Genomic DNA, 15,988 nt, shown 5'->3' with positions numbered 1-15,988 from the left:
GGATACGGAAGCGCCCGCTCACCCGACTCGACGCTTCGCGTCGAGCCACCCTCTCCCCGCGCGCGGGGAGAGGGAAAGCGGACGCCGTACCGAAGATCTGCGGTGTCAGAGGGGTCACTCCTGCGCCTTCGCGAACACGTAGCCGGCGCCCCGCACCGTGATGACGCGGCGCGGCTGCTTGACGTCGTCCTCGATCGCCGCGCGGATGCGCGAGACGTGCACGTCGATCGAGCGGTCGAACGCCTCCAGGCGCTCGTGCTTGACCTGGTCCATGATCGCCTCGCGCGACATCACGCGGCCGGCGTGGCGGGCGAGCACCAGCAGCAGCTCGAACTGATAGCTGGTCAGCGGCCGCGCCTCGCCGTCGAGCCGCACCTCGCGGGCGCCCAGGTCGATCTCCAGCCGGCCGAACCGCATCACCTCGGCGAGCGGCTCGCCGCCCTTGGAGCGGCGCAGCACCGCCTTCAGGCGGGCGAGCAGCTCGCGCGGCTCGAACGGCTTGGGCAGATAGTCGTCGGCGCCGATCTCAAGCCCGATCACCCGGTCCATCGCGTCGCCGCGCGCCGTGAGCATCAGGATCGGCGTGCGGGCGCGTGTCCTGATCGTGCGGCAGACGTCGAGCCCGTCCATGTCGGGCAGCATCAGGTCGAGCACCAGCGCGTCGAAGCCATGGCGGTCGTGCAGCGTGATGCCGGCGCCGCCGGTCGGCGCCACCGTCACGTCGAATCCGGCGGCCCCGAGATAGCTCTTCACCATCTCGGCGAGGCGGGCATCGTCCTCGATCAGCAGGATGCGGTCGGTCATCGGCGGGTCAAGTGGGCAGGACGTGAGGCATCGGACAGTCTAGGCGGTTTTCGCCGCGCGCGCCCCAACCTCCGCTCATGCCCGCGCAGGCGGGCATCCAGGGGCCACTTGTCGTGTCGCCCCTGGGTCCCCGCCTTCGCGGGGACGAGCGGAAACGGGGGCGCGCAAAAACGGCGGTGAGCGTCGCCGTCCGGGGTGGAGGACGGCGACGCTCGGCCGTGGGGGCGGAGACTGGGGACTAGCCGCGCCACCCGCGGAAGAAGCCGGCCGGCGGCATGCGCTCGTCGAGCTTGCGCCGCTGCTCGGGGGTCAGCACCTCGGCGGCGTCGCCGAGCGCCTGGGCGATACGCTTCGACGCCTGGTCGGCGAGCGCGACGTTCTCGGCGCGCAGCTTCTCGATCGCGGCGCGGTCGATCGTCTGCGCGACGAGGAGGTCGTGCGCCTGGCCGCGCGCGGTGCGCAGCTTCTCGCGCATCGGCAGCACGTCCTTGAGGGCCGACTTCACGATGGCGCGCAGCTTGTCCTGCTGCTCCGTGGTGGCGTCGAGCTCGACCGCGAGGTGGCGCACCATGCGGTCGGCGCGCTGCTCGGCCTGGGCCGGATCGAAGGCGCGGCCGAACGGGCCACCGAACCCGTGTGGACCGAAGCCGCCGGCGAAGCCCGGGCCGCCGTGCCCGAACGGGCCGCCGCCGAAGCCCATGCCCTGGCCGAGCGAGCCGGTGGCCGACAGGCCGACGCCGACCAGGCCGGCGGCGAGCGCCGCGACGACCGCATAGGAGGCGATGCGGCGGCCGCGCTTCGGCGTGGCCGCGGCGGTCGAGGGGGTCTGCGGGGTGGAGGTGGTGTCGGACATGGAAGTCTCCTTTTGCGTCGCAACGATCGTCGGGCGCTCGCCTCGCCGGTCGTCGTGGCGAAGGGTGGGGGCGCGACCGCTCGTGTCGATCGGCCATGGCGACACTGTCGGGGACGGCGGTTTCGCGGGCTTCTCCGCCCGGTAAAGTTATGTAAAGCCGAGCGGCCCTCCGGCGGCCGGCGGCCACGCCCGGTAACGCGCCCGGTGCCGCGCCCGGGGCCGCCATGGACAGGCGGGCGCCGGGGTTGTATCGAGCGGGCACTCTTCGCGAACATTCGTCGAACGGATCGGCCGGACCGCAATGACCGACGTCGCCTTGCGCCCCTCTCCCGAGCCTGCCGGGCTCGCCACCGCGGTGGCGAGCGCGCTCGGGCGGCGGGCGCTCGTGCTGGTCGGCATGATGGGGGCCGGCAAGTCGTCGGTCGGCCGGCGGCTCGCCGCCCGCATGGGCCTGCCCTTCGTCGATGCCGACAACGAGATCGAGGCCGCCGCCGGCATGTCGATCCCGGACATCTTCGAGGCGCATGGCGAGGACTATTTCCGCGCCGGCGAGGCGCGGGTGATCGGCCGGCTGCTCGCCGACGGGCCGCGCGTGATCGCGACCGGCGGCGGTGCCTTCATGAACCCCGGCACCCGCGCCCAGATCGCCGAGCGCGGCGTGTCGGTGTGGCTCGACGCCGAGATCGACGTGCTGCTGCGCCGCATCCGCCGGCGCTCCGACCGGCCGCTGATGAAGACCGCCGATCCCGAGGCGACGCTGGCCCGTCTGATCGCGGAGCGCTATCCGGTCTATGCCGAGGCGACCCTGACGGTGCAGTCGCGCGACGTGCCGCACGACGTCATCGTCGACGAGATCGTCGCCGCGCTCGCGACCCATCTCGGCGTCGCGCGGCCGGCGCCCGCAGCCGCGCCGCCGGAGAGGCCGCAGGCGGCGGTGAACGACGGACAGCACGTCCAAAAAGGATCCGCGCCATGAATGCTCCGACCCGCCCCGGCGAGCCGATCGTGGTCGAGGTCGCGCTCGGCGAGCGCGCCTATGACATCGTCATCGGCCGCGGGCTCGTGGCGACGCTCGGGCCTCGCCTCGCCGCCCTCAAGCCGGGCGCCAAGGCCGCCATCGTCTGCGACGTGACGGTCGCGGCCCTGCATCTCGCCGCGATCGAGGCGGCGCTCGCCGCCGCCGGGATCGCCTCCACGCGCGTCATCGTCGCGGCCGGAGAGGGCTCGAAGAGCTTCGCCACGCTGGAGCGCGTCTGCGACGAGCTGCTGGCCGCCAAGATCGAGCGCGGCGATCTCGTCGTCGCGCTCGGCGGCGGTGTCGTCGGCGACCTCTCGGGCTTCGCTGCGGCAGTGACGCGGCGCGGGCTCGACTATGTCCAGGTGCCGACCACGCTGCTCGCCCAGGTCGATTCCTCGGTCGGCGGCAAGACCGCGATCAACTCGCGGCTCGGCAAGAACCTGGTCGGCGCCTTCCATCAGCCGATCCTGGTGCTGGCCGACACGAGCCTGCTCGACACTTTGCCGCCGCGCGAGTTCCGCGCCGGCTATGCCGAGGTCGCGAAATACGGGCTCCTCGGCGACGCCGGCTTCTTCGCCTGGCTGGAGGCGAACGCCCGCGACGTGTTCGCCGGCGGCCCGGCCCGCGAGCACGCCATCGCCACCTGCTGCCGGATGAAGGCCGCGATCGTCGCCCGCGACGAGCGCGAGACCGGCGACCGCGCGCTGCTCAATCTCGGCCACACCTTCGGCCACGCCTTCGAGGCCGCGGCCGGGTTCTCGGCCAAGCTCCTGCACGGCGAGGCCGTGTCGCTCGGCATGGTGCTGGCGTTCCGCTACTCGGCCCGCATCGGCCTCTTGCCGAAGACCGACGCCGAGCGGGTGGAAAAGCACCTCGCCGATGTCGGCCTGCCGACCCGGGTGAAGGACGTGCCGTTCCGCTGGCCCGACGCCGACCGCATGATGGACCTGATGGCGCAGGACAAGAAGGTCTCGCGCGGCCGCATGACCTTCATCCTGGTCCGCGGCATCGGCGAGGCCTTCGTCACCCGCGACGTCGACCAAAACGACATCCGCGCCTTCGTGGCGTCGCAGCTCGCGTGAGAAATTGCGCCGCGGACTCGCTCCGGGTCCCGCTCCCCGCGTTCGGGGAGAGGTGAGCCGCGAATGTCGCGCCTCTACGAGACCCCGCCATGGACGCTTCCGACTGGCTGATCCTCGCCGCCCTCCTGGTCTGCCTCCTCGCCTCGTCGTTCTTTTCGGGGAGCGAGACGGCGCTGACCGCCTCGTCGCGCGCCACGATGGCGCGGCTCGCCCGCGACGGCGACCGCCGCGCCAGGCTGGTGAACAGCCTGCTGGAGGCGCGCGAGCGGCTGCTCGGCGCGCTCCTGATCGGCAACAATGTCGTCAATATCGGCGCCTCGTCGATGGCGACCGGACTCCTGCTCGCTTGGTTCGGCGAGGTCGGCGTCGTCTATGCCACGGTGATCATGACCATGCTGGTCGTGGTGTTCTGCGAGGTGCTGCCGAAGACCGCGGCCTTCGACAACCCGGACCGCATCGCCCTCGCGGTGGCGCGGCCGATGTCCACCCTGGTGCGGCTGTTCGGCCCGGTGATCGGTGCCGTCAACGCGCTGGTGCGGTTCATCCTGGCCCGCTTCGGCATCGTCATCGGCGAGAGCGCCCCGATCCTGACGCCGCACGAGGAGCTGCGCGGCGCCGTCGACCTGCTGCACCGCGAGGGCGGCGTCGAGAAGACCGATCGCGACATGCTCGGCGGCCTGCTGGACCTGCGCGAGCTGACCGTCGCCGACGTGATGATCCACCGCACCGACGTGATCATGGCGAACGCCGGCGACCCGCCGGAGAAGATCGTCGAGGCGGTGCTGTCGGGACCGAAGACCCGGGTACCGCTGTGGCAGGGCACGCCGGAGAACATCGTCGGAGTCCTGCACGTCAAGGACGTGCTGCGCGCCCTGCACGGCAGCGGCGGCGACTTCTCCAAGATCGACGTGATGGGGCTGGCGCGGCCGGCCTGGTTCGTGCCGGAGATCCGGCCGCTGTCCGAGCAGCTCAAGGCGTTCCGCCGGAGAAAGGCGCATTTCGCGCTGGTCGTCGACGAGTACGGCGAGATGATGGGACTCGTCACGCTGGAGGATATTCTCGAGGAGATCGTCGGCGACATCTCGGACGAGCACGACGTCGATCTGGCCGGCGTGCGGACCCAGCCGGACGGCTCGGTGACGGTCGACGGCGGCGTGCCGATCCGCGACCTCAACCGGGTGATGGAGTGGAGCCTGCCCGACGCCGACGCGACGACCATCGCCGGCCTCGTCATCCACGAGGCGCGCTCGATCCCGGAGCCGGGCCAGAGCTTCACGTTCCACGGCTTCCGCTTCCAGGTGCTGCGCCGCCAGCGCAACCGCATCACCTCGCTGCGCATCACCCCGCTGACGCGACGCAAGAACGCGCTGGTCGTGCGGGCCGGGTGAGGCGGGGACCACCTCGTTCACCTCTCCCCGCCGCGCGGGGAGAGGTCGACGTTCGCGCGGTCGGCGCGGATGTCGGGTGAGGGGGCGTCGCCGTGAGTCTGAGCTTTACGGAGACGCCCCCTCATCCGACTCGCCGCTGAGCGGCGAGCCACCTTCTCCCCGCGCGCGGGGAGAAGGAAAAGGGGCGCCGTGGCGGATCGAGTTTACACGCCCTCCCCCGGCGCGGCCGCCTCGATGGCGAGGGCGTGGACGCCGCCTTCGATCTCGGCGGCGAGCGCCTGGTTGATGGCGCGGTGGCGGTCGAGCCGGCTCTTGCCGCGGAACGCTTCCGACACGATCCGCACGCGGAAATGCGTCTGGCCGCCGGGCCGGGCGCCGGCATGGCCTTCGTGGCGGTGGGACTCGTCGATCACCTCGAGGCGCGACGGCGCGAACGCGGCCGAGAGCTTTTCCGTCATGATGTCGCGAACCAGCATGGCGCTTCCTATGTTAGAACCTTCCCGTCGACTCCGCGCCGACGCCGTGTCCGGCCCCGTCGTCTCCCGGTCGAAGCTCGGCCAGCATATCACCCGCCCCCTGTCAATTCTTGCGGGGGGTCGGGCGACGTCCATAATGGCTCGTTATGAAATTCGACTCACCCCTGTTCGATCGCATTCGCGTCAAGCCCGAGCGCGACCGCCGGCCGGCCGAAGGCCCCGCCTGCGAGTGGCCGGGCTGCACGTGCGTGGCGACGCACCGCGCCCCGAAGGGACGCAACCAGGCGCGCGAATACTGGCGGTTCTGCCTCGATCACGTCCGCGAGTACAACCAGAACTACAATTTCTTCGCCGGCATGAGCGACTCCGCCGTCGCCGAATACCAGAAGGACGCCGTCACCGGGCATCGTCCGACCTGGAAGCTCGGCCTCGGCGGCAATCCGCGCACCCGCCGCTTCCGCTCCGACCAGGTGTTCGACGCCGATCCGACCGACCCGTTCGATCTGTTCGGCGAGCTCGGCGGCCATCACGCCGACCCGACCAAGGCGAAGGCCGAGCAGGAGCGTCGCAGCGTGCGCAATGCCGAGCGCAAGGCGCTCCACACGCTGGGCCTGGAGCCGGGCGTCGGCCGCACCGAAATCAAGAGCCGCTTCAAGGAATTGGTGAAGCGCCACCACCCCGATGCCAACGGCGGCGACCGCGGCTCGGAGGACAAGCTCCGGGAAATCCTCGAGGCCTACAATTATCTCAAGTCGACCGGGCTGGTGTGATCGCCGCCGCCCGGCATGTGGTGCGACCTACCGCCGCCATGCCCATATGAGTGCCATGCCCGATCGAGGATCTGCGTTCCGGTCCCGGCAGATCGCGCCCGAGACCGCTTCCGCGCCATGCGGGCGGTCTGCTAAAGAAAAAGGCGGTCTCGACACGCCGCCGACGCCGTATGCCCCACCCCCGCGGGGCCAGGAGGAGCAATGACTGCCGCAACAGAAGCCGTGGCCGGGCTGCCCGACATGAAGGTGTCGGTCCGGCAGCTCTTCGGGATCGACTCCGACATGGAGGTTCCGGCCTTCTCGGAGCCCGACGAGCACGTGCCCGACACCGACCCGGACTATCGCTTCGACCGTCCGACCACGCTCGCCATCCTGGCCGGCTTCGCGCGCAACCGCCGCGTCATGGTCACGGGCTATCACGGCACCGGCAAGTCGACCCATATCGAGCAGGTCGCCGCGCGGCTGAACTGGCCGTGCGTGCGCGTCAATCTCGACAGCCACATCAGCCGCATCGACCTGATCGGCAAGGACGCCATCGTGATCCACGAGGGCCAGCAGGTCACCGAGTTCCGCGACGGCATCCTGCCGTGGGCGCTGCAGCACAACGTCGCGCTGTGCTTCGACGAGTACGACGCCGGCCGCCCAGACGTGATGTTCGTGATCCAGCGCGTGCTCGAGGTGTCGGGCCGCCTGACGCTGCTCGACCAGAACAAGGTGATCAAGCCGCACCCGGCGTTCCGCCTGTTCGCCACCGCCAACACGATCGGGCTCGGCGACACCTCGGGCCTCTATCACGGCACCCAGCAGATCAACCAGGGCCAGATGGACCGCTGGTCGATCGTCACGACGCTGAACTACCTGCCGCACGATAACGAGGTGGAGATCATCCTCGCCAAGGCGAAGCACTATCGCAACACCCAGGGGCGCGACATCGTCGGCAAGATGGTGCGGGTCGCCGATCTCACCCGCAACGCCTTCATGAACGGCGACCTGTCGACCGTGATGAGCCCGCGCACGGTCATCACCTGGGCCGAGAACGCCGACATCTTCAAGGACATCGGCTTCGCGTTCCAGGTCACGTTCCTGAACAAGTGCGACGAGCTGGAGCGGCCGCTGGTCGCCGAGTTCTATCAGCGCTGCTTCGGCCAGGAACTCCCGGAGTCGTCCGTCAACGTCGCGCTGAGCTGAGGCGCCGCCCTGTCGTCCTGATCCGCGTGTCCCCGCGAAAGCGGGGACCCAGGGGCGACACGGCGAGGCGCCCTGGATGCCCGCCTGCGGGCATGAGCGGAGTGTGGGGCAAGAACGGCAAGCGATATGGCGTCGAACACCAGCAAAGGCAAAGGCGGCAAGGAAGCTCCGAACGAGCCGTTCAAGCGGGCCGTCGGGGTCTGCCTCAAGGCCATCGCGCGAAAGCCGGACCTCGAGGTGCAGTTCGCCGCCGACCGGCCGGGCGCCGCCGGCAACAAGGCGCGGCTGCCCGAGCCGCCGCGCAAGTTCTCGGCCGGCGACGCCGCGATCGTGCGCGGCCACGCCGACGCGATCGCGCTGCGCATGGCCTGTCACGACCACGCCGTGCATCGCAAGCTCCTGCCCGGCGGCCAGCAGGCGCGTGCCGTGTTCGAGGCGGTCGAGCAGGCGCGCGTCGAGGCGATCGGGGCGAAGCGCATGCTCGGCGTCGCCCGCAATCTCGGGGCGATGCTGGACGACCGCTATCACCGCGGCCGCTACGAGGAGATCACCGACCGGGCCGACGCGCCGCTGGAGGACGCGCTCGCCATGATCGTGCGCGAGCGCCTCACCGGCGCGGCGCCGCCTGCGGCCGCGCGCAAGATCGTCGAGCTGTGGCGTCCGCTGATCGAGCAGAAAGCGGGTCCCGATCTCGACAAGCTCGGCCGCTTCCTCGAGGACCAGCAGGGCTTCGGCGACGCCGTCCACGATCTCCTCGACTCGCTCGACATGGGCGACGACCGCGGTCGCGCCGACGAGGAGGAGGACTCGGACCAGAGCAAGGACGACGGCCAGCAGGACGACCAGGGCCAGGACGGCGAGACCTCCGAGAGCGAGGACATGGAGCGCTCGACCGTCGAGGAAGCCGACGCCTCCGCCGACGACATGCCCGAGAGCTCGACCGAGGCGCTCGACGCACCCTCGGCCGACATGCCGGAGGATTCGGAGAGCGGCAACCCGGAGACCGCGGCCGAGCCGTGGAAGATGCGCGAGCGCCGCAACGAGCCGCGCGGCCCGGCCTACAAGGCCTATGTCAGCAAGTTCGACGAGGTGATGGGCGCCGAGGATCTGTGCGAGCCGGAGGAGCTCGAGCGGCTGCGCGGCTATCTCGACAAGCAGCTCGCTCATCTGCAGGGCGTCGTCGCCCGGCTCGCCAACCGGCTGCAGCGCCGCCTGATGGCGCAGCAGAACCGCTCCTGGGACTTCGACCTGGAGGAGGGCATCCTCGATCCGGCCCGCCTCACCCGCGTGGTCATCGATCCGCTGCATCCGCTCTCCTTCAAGTGGGAGAAGGACACGGATTTCCGCGACACCGTCGTCACGCTGCTGATCGACAACTCCGGATCCATGCGCGGGCGCCCGATCACCGTGGCCGCCACCTGCGCCGACATTCTCGCGCGCACGCTGGAGCGCTGCGGCGTCAAGGTCGAGATCCTCGGCTTCACGACGCGGGCCTGGAAGGGTGGGCAGTCGCGCGAGGCGTGGCTCGCCGCCGGCAAGCCGGCCAATCCGGGCCGCCTCAACGACCTGCGCCACATCGTCTACAAGGCGGCCGATGCGCCGTGGCGGCGGGCGCGCAGGAATCTCGGCCTGATGATGCGCGAGGGCCTCCTCAAGGAGAACATCGACGGCGAGGCGCTCGACTGGGCCCACAAGCGCCTCTTGGCGCGACCCGAGCAGCGCAAGATCCTGATGATGATCTCGGACGGCGCCCCGGTCGACGACTCCACCCTGTCGGTCAACTCGGGCAACTATCTGGAGCGCCACCTGCGCCACATCATCGAGGAGATCGAGCAGCGCTCGCCGGTCGAGCTGATCGCCATCGGCATCGGCCACGACGTGACGCGCTACTACCGCCGCGCCGTCACCATCGTCGACGCCGAGGAGCTCGGCGGCGTGATGACCGACAAGCTCGCCGAGCTGTTCGACGAGCAGGCGATGTCGCGCGAGCGCAAGCAGCGCACCCGCCGCCGGTACGACGCGTGATCGGCCGCGGCCGGACCCGGATCGTCGCCGCCGGCATCGGCGTCGCGGCGCTGGTGATGGCGGCCGCGATCTCGATCTCGGCCCAGCACGGGCGCGCCCAGCCCGTCGGCGCGACGCCGCAGCGGGGCGCCGCCGCGACCGCCATCGCCCCGGCCCGGCACGAGGCGATCGAGGTCGAGGCGCGGCCGCTCGCCACCTTCGAGATCGGCAAGCCGAACCAGGTGCGCTTCGGCCGCCTGCAGTTTCGCGGCGGCGTCGAGCTGACCTCGCGCAGCAAGTCGTTCGGCGGCATCTCCGGCCTCGTGATGCTCGACGACGCGCGCTTTCTCGCCGTCACCGACAAGGCCGCATGGTTGACGGGCCGCATCGTCTATCAGGGCCAGCGGCCGGTCGGCGTCGCCGACGCCGTGATGAGCCCGATCATGGGGCCGGACGGCCGCACCCTGGCGGAGCGCGGCTGGTACGACACCGAGGCCGTCACGGCCGACCGCGGCATCGCCTATGTCGGCATCGAGCGCGCCAACCGCATCGTGCGGTTCGAGTTCGGCAAGCTCGGCACGGCGGCGCCCGCGAAGGTGATGCCGTGGCCGGCGGGCCTCGCGGGCCTGCCGAACAATCGCGGCGTCGAGGCGCTCGTCGCGGTGCCGCGCGGAACGCCCGTCTCGCCGCTCGCCGGCGCCCTGATCGTGATCACCGAGCGGGCGCTCGACCCGGCCGGCAACGTCAAGGCGGCACTGCTCGGCGGCCCGCGCCCCGGCCTGTTCACGGTCGCCCGCCACGACGGCTTCGACATCAGCGACGCCGCGCTGCTGCCCGACGGCGACCTCCTGCTGCTGGAGCGACGCTTCACCTGGACGACCGGCGTCGCGATGCGGCTGCGCCGCATCCCGATCGCGACGATCGCACCGGGCGCCGTGGTCGACGGTCCGGTGCTGATCACGGCCGACATGGGCTTTCAGATCGACAACATGGAGGCGCTCGGCGTCCATGTCGGCGACGGCGGCGAGACCGTGCTGACGCTGGTGTCGGACGACAACTTCTCCTTCCTCCAGCGCACCGTGCTGCTGCAGTTCACGCTGCTGGACGAGTGAGCCCGTCGTCGCTCGCGACGTCGGAGACGTGGAGCGCGAAGCCGTGCGCTCCCGGCGCGCCGATCTCCGGACGCAGCTCGCAGGTCGGGATCAGATAATCACCGCCGTTCTGTCGGCGGAACCGGATCGGCGGTGTGGTGGCGATCGTCCGCATCCGCTCGCGCAGGCCCGCGGCGGCGGTGTCGAATCCGGCTGCGTCGAGCCGGTCGGCGCGATGCACCACGTAGGCCGGGAGCACGTCGTAGCCGGGGTAGAACAGGACTCCGTGGTTGATCGGGAACAGGAGGTCGTCGATCGGCCCGTTCACGCCGCGCGGCGAATAATGCTCCTGCCAGCCGCCCGTGGTGGTGATCACCATGGCGCGCCGGCCGGCGAAGACGCCCTCGCCGTAACGGTCGCCCCAGCGCGCCTCGCTGTGCTCGCCGACCCCGTAGGCGAACCCGTAGGCGAACACCCGGTCCACCCAGCCTTTCAGGATCGCCGGCATGGTGAACCACCACAGCGGAAACTGCAGGATCAGAACGTCGGCCCACAGGAGCTTGTCCTGCTCGGCCATCACGTCGGCCGTGAGCCCCCGCGCGGCGAAACCGGCCTTCGAGGCGCCCGGCACCTTCAGGCGCCCCTCCGGCGCGAGCTGCGGAAAGTCGTCGCGATCGACATCGGCCTTGAAGCGCATGGCGTAGAGGTCCGACACCTGCACGGCGTGGCCGGCAGCGGTCAGCTCGGCGACGGCAACGTCGCGCAGTGCCGCACTGAGCGACCGGGGTTCGGGATGGGCAAAGACGATCAGGACGTTCATGGAGGGCTCCAGGCGAGGGACGACTTGCCATTCGACCTAGCGTCACCGAGAACGATCCGGTAGCTGTTCGGAATGGATATGATCGTGCCGAAAAATGGATAGATCGGACGTCACGCTGGAGCGGATGCGGACCTTCGTCCGGGTCGCGGAGCGGGGCAGTCTGTCGGCGGTGGCCCGCGAGCTGGGAATCGGCCAGTCGACGGTCACGCGCCACCTGCGGGAGCTCGAGGCGGCAGTCGGCGTTTCCCTGCTCGGCCGCACCACCCGGCGGGTCACGATGACCGACGAGGGCACGCGCTACTACGCGACCTGCGTCCAGATCCTGCGCCTCGTGGACCAGGCCGGCGAGGAGGCGCGCGGAACCCGCAGCGCACCGGCCGGCACGGTCCGCGTCTCTTGCACGGCGGCGCTCGGTGTCCTGCACGTCACCCGACTGCTCCTGGCGTTCCAGGACCGCTATCCCGACATCGGCATCGATCTCGGCCTCACCGACGAGCGGGTCGACCTGGTGCGCGACGGCGTCGACGTCGCGGTGCGGCTGGGCCCGCTCGGCGACACCGCCATGACGCTGCGCCGGCTCGGCGCGAGCCGGCGCGTGCTGGTCGCCTCGCCCGCCTATCTGGCGGCGCGCGGCACGCCGACCGATCCGCGCGACCTGCTCGGGCACGAGGGCCTCCGGATGACCAACGTGGCCGGCAGCGACACGCTGCTGCTCGAGGGCCCCGACGGTGCGCGCCACGCCGTGCCGTTCGGCGGGCGGCTGCGGGTCGATCACGGGCTGGCGGCGCGCGAGGCGCTGATCGCCGGGCGCGGCATCGCACCGGCGCATCGCTGGCTGGTCGACGATCTCGTCGCCGCGGGCCGACTGATCGTCGTCATGCCGGAGTACAGCCTGCCGACGACGCCGCTGAGCCTGCTGGTCGTTCCGGAGCGGGCCGGGATCACCCGCGTGCGGCTGCTGGTCGACGTCCTGGCCGCCGAGATCGCCGGCCTGCCGGGGATCGATCCGCCGGGCGGGACGGCACCGGCCGCGCGGACGTGATCACGACGCCGAGGCCGGCAGGCCAAACACCCAGTCGAACAGCGCCGTGAAGCCGAACGTGTAGGCGGTGAAGAACGCGATCAGGCCGAGGTCGTAGAGGAACGCCTCCCACAGCGTCACGTCGAGCTGCCAGGCGATCAGCGGCACCAGCATCAGCACCAGGCCGGCCTCGTAGAGGGTCGCGTGGACGACGCGGCGCGCCAGCGACCGGCCATGCACCCGGCGCGACGCCTCCCAGCGCTCGAAGGCGAGATTGAAGACGTAGGCCCAGCTCACCGCGATCACCGAGGACGCAACCGCGATGACACCGGTGTCGACGGCCGGCTGGCCGGAGACGACCGACAGGGCGGCCGTCACCACGACGAGCGCGACGAGCTCGTAGAGCGTCACGTAGACGACGCGGCGGATCGTCGGATTCTGCATGCGAGACGGCGGCATCGGATGGCGCGGGGCGAACCGGGACAGAATCGGGCGGGACAGCAGCGGGGTGGAGCAGGCACAAAAAAAGCGCCGGCGGAACCGGCGCTCCGTATCGCACCGAGCGAACGCGGCGATCAGGCCGCCTCGGCCTCGGTCTCGCCGTCGTCGTCCGCCTCGCCTTCGCCCTTGGCGGCGGCGCCGCGCTTCGGACCCTTGGCGAGCGACGCCTCGATCTCCTTCACGGCCTCCGTGTCGGTGATCCGCTGCACGGCCGAGATCTCGCGCGCCAGCCGATCGAGGGCGGCCTCGTAGAGCTGCCGCTCGCTGTAGGACTGCTCGGGCTGGCTCTCCGACCGATAGAGGTCGCGCACCACCTCGGCGATGGCGACGATGTTGCCGGAATTGATCTTCGCCTCGTACTCCTGGGCGCGGCGCGACCACATGGTGCGCTTCACCCGGGCCCGCCCCTTGAGCGTCTCGAGGGCGCGCTTGACGATCGGCGGCTCGGCGAGCTTGCGCATGCCGACGGCGCTGATCTTCGCGGTGGGGACCCGCAGCGTCATCTTGTCCTTGACGAAGTTGATGACGAACAGCTCGAGCTTGTGGCCGGCGACCTCCTGCTCCTCGATCGCCGTGATCTGGCCCACGCCGTGAGCCGGATACACGATGAACTCGTTCGTCTTGAAGCCTTGACGCTGGGTCGTCTTCTTGTTGGACATTCCGGGAACTGCTCCTTCAACCTCCGGCGGCTTGCCGGGGTCCTCCACCCGAGGGCGGGGGGATGGTTTGGCCGAAGCCTTGGGGGTCGCCTTGACGGCGGCCTTGACCTCCGTCGCGACGGGGGTCGTCGATTCGAGGCTTTTCGTCTCGAGGGTCGTCGTCTTGGTGTCTGCCGCCTTGATGCCTGTCGTCTTGGTCTCTGCCGCCTGGTCCGTCGTCGGTCCGACGTCGGGCTTGCGGATCGGCTTGGCCGGCTTGGTCGCGGGCATCTCGGCCCGCACCGGCGATGGGTTGGCCGCGCTGCCGCGGCGGACGTTATCCCGCGTCGTCTTGGTCGTCCGCCGACGGGCCGGCGCGGCGGCCTTGCCGGGCGCCTTGACGGCGACCTTCGAGGCGGCCTTGGCAGCCGGAGCCTTGGCAGCCGACGCCTTGGTGGCCGGCGCCTTCGCAGCCGGGGCCTTGGACGCAGCGGTCTTGGACGCAGCGGTCTTGGACGCGGCGGCCGCGGCCTTGGAGGCGGAGGCCTTGGAGGTGGCCGGCTTCGGAGTCGCGGTCTTCGACGCCGCGGATTTCGTGGACGGGGCCTTGGACGAAAGCGCCTTCGAGACCCGCGCCTTGGACGCCGTCCGGGACGCAGGCTTCACGACGGCCTTCTTCAACTTCGACTTGTGCCGAGTTTTTGCTGCCACTGTGATCGCGTGCCTTCTCGCGGAAAGACACGCCTCCGTATGACGGTTCCCAAGGAACGCCCCGAAAAAATATGCTCCCGGGAGGGAGCGCTCGGAGCCGTGATCTCATGTGTGATGCTTATATATCACATTCATTGCAAAAAACAAAGCCGTACGGTGCGGCATTCGGCCATCACCGTACCCAATGAACATTAAATTTTAGATATTTGGAGGCGAGGCTGGCAAAACGCCCGCACCGCGCGAGGGCCGCGCCGCGACGGCGGCCCTCGAGGTCGGTCCTTGCGGTCCGCGAGCCGTCAGTCGCCCGAGCCGGGATTCGGCGAGAAGAGCTTGAGCTTGTCCGGCTTTCCGTCCCACTCCTTGTGGTCCGGCGGCGGATCGCGCTTCACCGTGACGTTCGGCCACGTCTTGGCGTATTCGGCGTTGAGGCCGAGCCACTGCTCGAGGCCCGGCTCGGTGTCCGGCTTGATCGCCTCGGCCGGGCATTCCGGCTCGCAGACCCCGCAATCGATGCACTCGTCCGGGTGGATGACGAGCATGTTCTCGCCCTCGTAGAAGCAGTCCACCGGACACACTTCGACGCAGTCCATGTACTTGCACTTAATGCAGTTTTCAGTAACCGTGTAGGTCATCTTCGACTCCGGCCGACAGGGCCCAGTTTTGCCTGTGCCTAGCGCATCGGCACCGCACGCGCAAGCGAACGGGTCTGTCGCGCGACGAAAAACCCGCCCGACCGCGGCACCGGACCAACTCGGCGGGGATCGCCCGCCGGGCCGGCCGACAGGACCGGGATCGCCGCCTCCGACCCGCCGATTCGTTAACCGCTGGCCGAAAAAGTTCGCGCTCCGGGTCGGGCGGACGTCACCGTCACGGGCGCGGGCCGGCGTCGCCCCTTCCCTCGGCCGTGGTCAGTCGTCGTCGCCGTGGAGCCGGTCGAGGGCGCGGCGGTCGCGCTTGGTCGGCCGTCCGGTCCCGGTCTCGCGCGATCCCGCCGCGGCGGACTCGGGGGCCGGCTCCGGCCGGACCGTCTCGTCGCGGAACAGCGCCTGCGCGTCGGTCGCCGAGCCGCGCCGCTCGGCGAAGCCGGTGACGGCCAGCACCCTGACCTGGCGGTCGAGCGCCACCGTCACCACGTCGCCGCGCTTCACCGGGCGGCTCGCCGCGTCGATGCGCACCCCGTTGATCCGGACATGGCCGGCAGCCGCGAGCGCGGCCGCGGCGCTGCGGGTGCGCACCACCCGGGCGTGCCACAGCCACTTGTCGATGCGCTGGCGGTCGCCGTCGACCACGGGGCGATGCTCTCCGCCGGTCAGTGCTTCTCCTTGGCGCTGGCCTCGAGCTGCGCCTTGAGGGCGGCGAGCTTGGCGAACGGGGAGTTCGGATCCGGCTCCTTGTTGCTCCGGTCCGCCCGCTCGTCGCGGCTCTGATAGGTGCGCGGCGGCCGCTCGCCACGATCCTGACGGTCGGGCCGGCGGCCACCCTCGTGGCGCGGCCGATCGGAGCGGTCGCGGTCCGGGCCGCCGCGCGGACGCCCGCGCGCCTGCCGGTCGCCGTCGCGGCGATCGCCGCCCCGATCGTTGCGCTGCTCGCCACGCTCCGGCCGGTCGCGCCGATCGCCGCGGT

Annotated in this window: 18 protein-coding genes; 9 read left to right on the top strand and 9 right to left on the bottom strand. The window is 70.7% G+C overall.

Features of this window, described 5'->3' with window-relative positions:
* Positions 1–114: 114 nt before the first annotated feature.
* Together ABTU92_RS25005 and ABTU92_RS25000 are read right to left on the bottom strand one after the other, a co-directional pair.
* Positions 115–804 carry a response regulator gene (locus ABTU92_RS25005; protein ID WP_408094322.1) on the bottom strand — a complete coding sequence of 230 codons (690 nt, stop codon included), beginning with the start codon at positions 802–804 and terminating at the stop codon, positions 115–117.
* A gap of 238 nt (positions 805–1,042) precedes the next feature.
* Entirely contained in the window at positions 1,043–1,657 is a 615-nt protein-coding gene (locus ABTU92_RS25000) for a Spy/CpxP family protein refolding chaperone (protein WP_408094321.1), read from the bottom strand.
* A 301-nt stretch (positions 1,658–1,958) separates the two neighbouring features.
* Between ABTU92_RS25000 and ABTU92_RS24995 the strand changes: the two genes are divergently transcribed.
* The 3 genes from ABTU92_RS24995 (at position 1,959) to ABTU92_RS24985 (ending at position 5,145) form a co-directional block, all read left to right on the top strand.
* The gene (locus ABTU92_RS24995) at positions 1,959–2,633 is read left to right on the top strand and encodes a shikimate kinase (protein WP_408094320.1); all 675 of its coding nucleotides are present in this window, start codon (positions 1,959–1,961) and stop codon (positions 2,631–2,633) included.
* Positions 2,630–3,757, top strand: a complete 1,128-nt coding sequence (gene aroB, locus ABTU92_RS24990) for a 3-dehydroquinate synthase (RefSeq protein WP_408094319.1) — start codon at positions 2,630–2,632, stop codon at positions 3,755–3,757. The genes ABTU92_RS24995 and aroB overlap by 4 nt, the downstream gene beginning before the upstream one ends.
* An 89-nt stretch (positions 3,758–3,846) precedes the next feature.
* A complete protein-coding gene (locus tag ABTU92_RS24985; RefSeq protein WP_408094318.1) occupies positions 3,847–5,145 on the top strand; it encodes an HlyC/CorC family transporter in 1,299 nt (432 codons plus the stop codon).
* Between the two features lie 203 nt (positions 5,146–5,348).
* On the opposite strand, the gene ABTU92_RS24980 is transcribed toward ABTU92_RS24985, so the two are convergent.
* Entirely contained in the window at positions 5,349–5,621 is a 273-nt protein-coding gene (locus ABTU92_RS24980; RefSeq protein WP_408094317.1) for a BolA family protein, read from the bottom strand.
* A 146-nt stretch (positions 5,622–5,767) separates the two neighbouring features.
* Here ABTU92_RS24980 and ABTU92_RS24975 point away from each other — a divergent pair, with 146 nt between their 5' ends.
* From ABTU92_RS24975 to ABTU92_RS24960, 4 genes are all read left to right on the top strand, one after another.
* Positions 5,768–6,391, top strand: a complete 624-nt coding sequence (locus tag ABTU92_RS24975; RefSeq protein ID WP_408094316.1) for a J domain-containing protein — start codon at positions 5,768–5,770, stop codon at positions 6,389–6,391.
* 201 nt (positions 6,392–6,592) lie between these two features.
* The gene (gene cobS / locus ABTU92_RS24970; RefSeq protein WP_408094315.1) at positions 6,593–7,579 is read left to right on the top strand and encodes a cobaltochelatase subunit CobS; all 987 of its coding nucleotides are present in this window, start codon (positions 6,593–6,595) and stop codon (positions 7,577–7,579) included.
* 126 nt (positions 7,580–7,705) lie between these two features.
* Positions 7,706–9,604 carry a cobaltochelatase subunit CobT gene (gene cobT / locus ABTU92_RS24965; RefSeq protein WP_408094314.1) on the top strand — a complete coding sequence of 633 codons (1,899 nt, stop codon included), beginning with the start codon at positions 7,706–7,708 and terminating at the stop codon, positions 9,602–9,604.
* Positions 9,601–10,695 (top strand): esterase-like activity of phytase family protein, encoded by a 1,095-nt coding sequence (locus ABTU92_RS24960; RefSeq protein WP_408094313.1) that lies wholly within the window; start codon positions 9,601–9,603, stop codon positions 10,693–10,695. Before cobT ends, ABTU92_RS24960 begins: the two co-directional genes overlap by 4 nt.
* Here ABTU92_RS24960 and ABTU92_RS24955 read toward each other — a convergent pair.
* A complete protein-coding gene (locus ABTU92_RS24955) occupies positions 10,676–11,494 on the bottom strand; it encodes an NAD(P)H-dependent oxidoreductase (RefSeq protein ID WP_408094312.1) in 819 nt (272 codons plus the stop codon). The genes ABTU92_RS24960 and ABTU92_RS24955 overlap by 20 nt on opposite strands.
* A gap of 94 nt (positions 11,495–11,588) precedes the next feature.
* Here ABTU92_RS24955 and ABTU92_RS24950 point away from each other — a divergent pair, with 94 nt between their 5' ends.
* On the top strand, positions 11,589–12,536 hold the full coding sequence (locus tag ABTU92_RS24950; protein ID WP_408094311.1) for a LysR family transcriptional regulator: 948 nt from the start codon (positions 11,589–11,591) through the stop codon (positions 12,534–12,536).
* Here ABTU92_RS24950 and ABTU92_RS24945 read toward each other — a convergent pair whose 3' ends face one another.
* The gene (locus ABTU92_RS24945) at positions 12,537–12,959 is read right to left on the bottom strand and encodes a PACE efflux transporter (RefSeq protein WP_408094310.1); all 423 of its coding nucleotides are present in this window, start codon (positions 12,957–12,959) and stop codon (positions 12,537–12,539) included.
* A gap of 131 nt (positions 12,960–13,090) precedes the next feature.
* The gene (locus ABTU92_RS24940) at positions 13,091–13,675 is read right to left on the bottom strand and encodes a CarD family transcriptional regulator (protein ID WP_408094309.1); all 585 of its coding nucleotides are present in this window, start codon (positions 13,673–13,675) and stop codon (positions 13,091–13,093) included.
* Between the two features lie 67 nt (positions 13,676–13,742).
* Here ABTU92_RS24940 and ABTU92_RS24935 point away from each other — a divergent pair, with 67 nt between their 5' ends.
* Positions 13,743–14,408, top strand: coding sequence for a hypothetical protein (locus tag ABTU92_RS24935; RefSeq protein WP_408094308.1), 666 nt, complete (start codon positions 13,743–13,745; stop codon positions 14,406–14,408).
* Between the two features lie 253 nt (positions 14,409–14,661).
* Here the strand turns inward: ABTU92_RS24935 and fdxA are convergent, their stop codons facing one another.
* The 3 genes from fdxA to ABTU92_RS24920 all read right to left on the bottom strand — a co-directional run.
* Positions 14,662–14,997 (bottom strand): ferredoxin FdxA, encoded by a 336-nt coding sequence (gene fdxA, locus ABTU92_RS24930; protein WP_111358060.1) that lies wholly within the window; start codon positions 14,995–14,997, stop codon positions 14,662–14,664.
* A 276-nt stretch (positions 14,998–15,273) separates the two neighbouring features.
* Positions 15,274–15,654, bottom strand: coding sequence for an RNA-binding S4 domain-containing protein (locus ABTU92_RS24925; protein ID WP_408094307.1), 381 nt, complete (start codon positions 15,652–15,654; stop codon positions 15,274–15,276).
* A gap of 20 nt (positions 15,655–15,674) precedes the next feature.
* A partial coding sequence (locus tag ABTU92_RS24920; RefSeq protein WP_408094306.1) for a hypothetical protein occupies positions 15,675–15,988 on the bottom strand: 314 nt, incomplete at its 5' end.

The organism is Rhodoplanes sp. SY1 (assembly GCF_046000175.1).
In the GTDB taxonomy this organism is placed as follows: domain Bacteria; phylum Pseudomonadota; class Alphaproteobacteria; order Rhizobiales; family Xanthobacteraceae; genus Rhodoplanes.
Note: the sequence above shows the minus strand (reverse complement) of the source record. Positions and strands in the feature narration are given on the sequence as shown.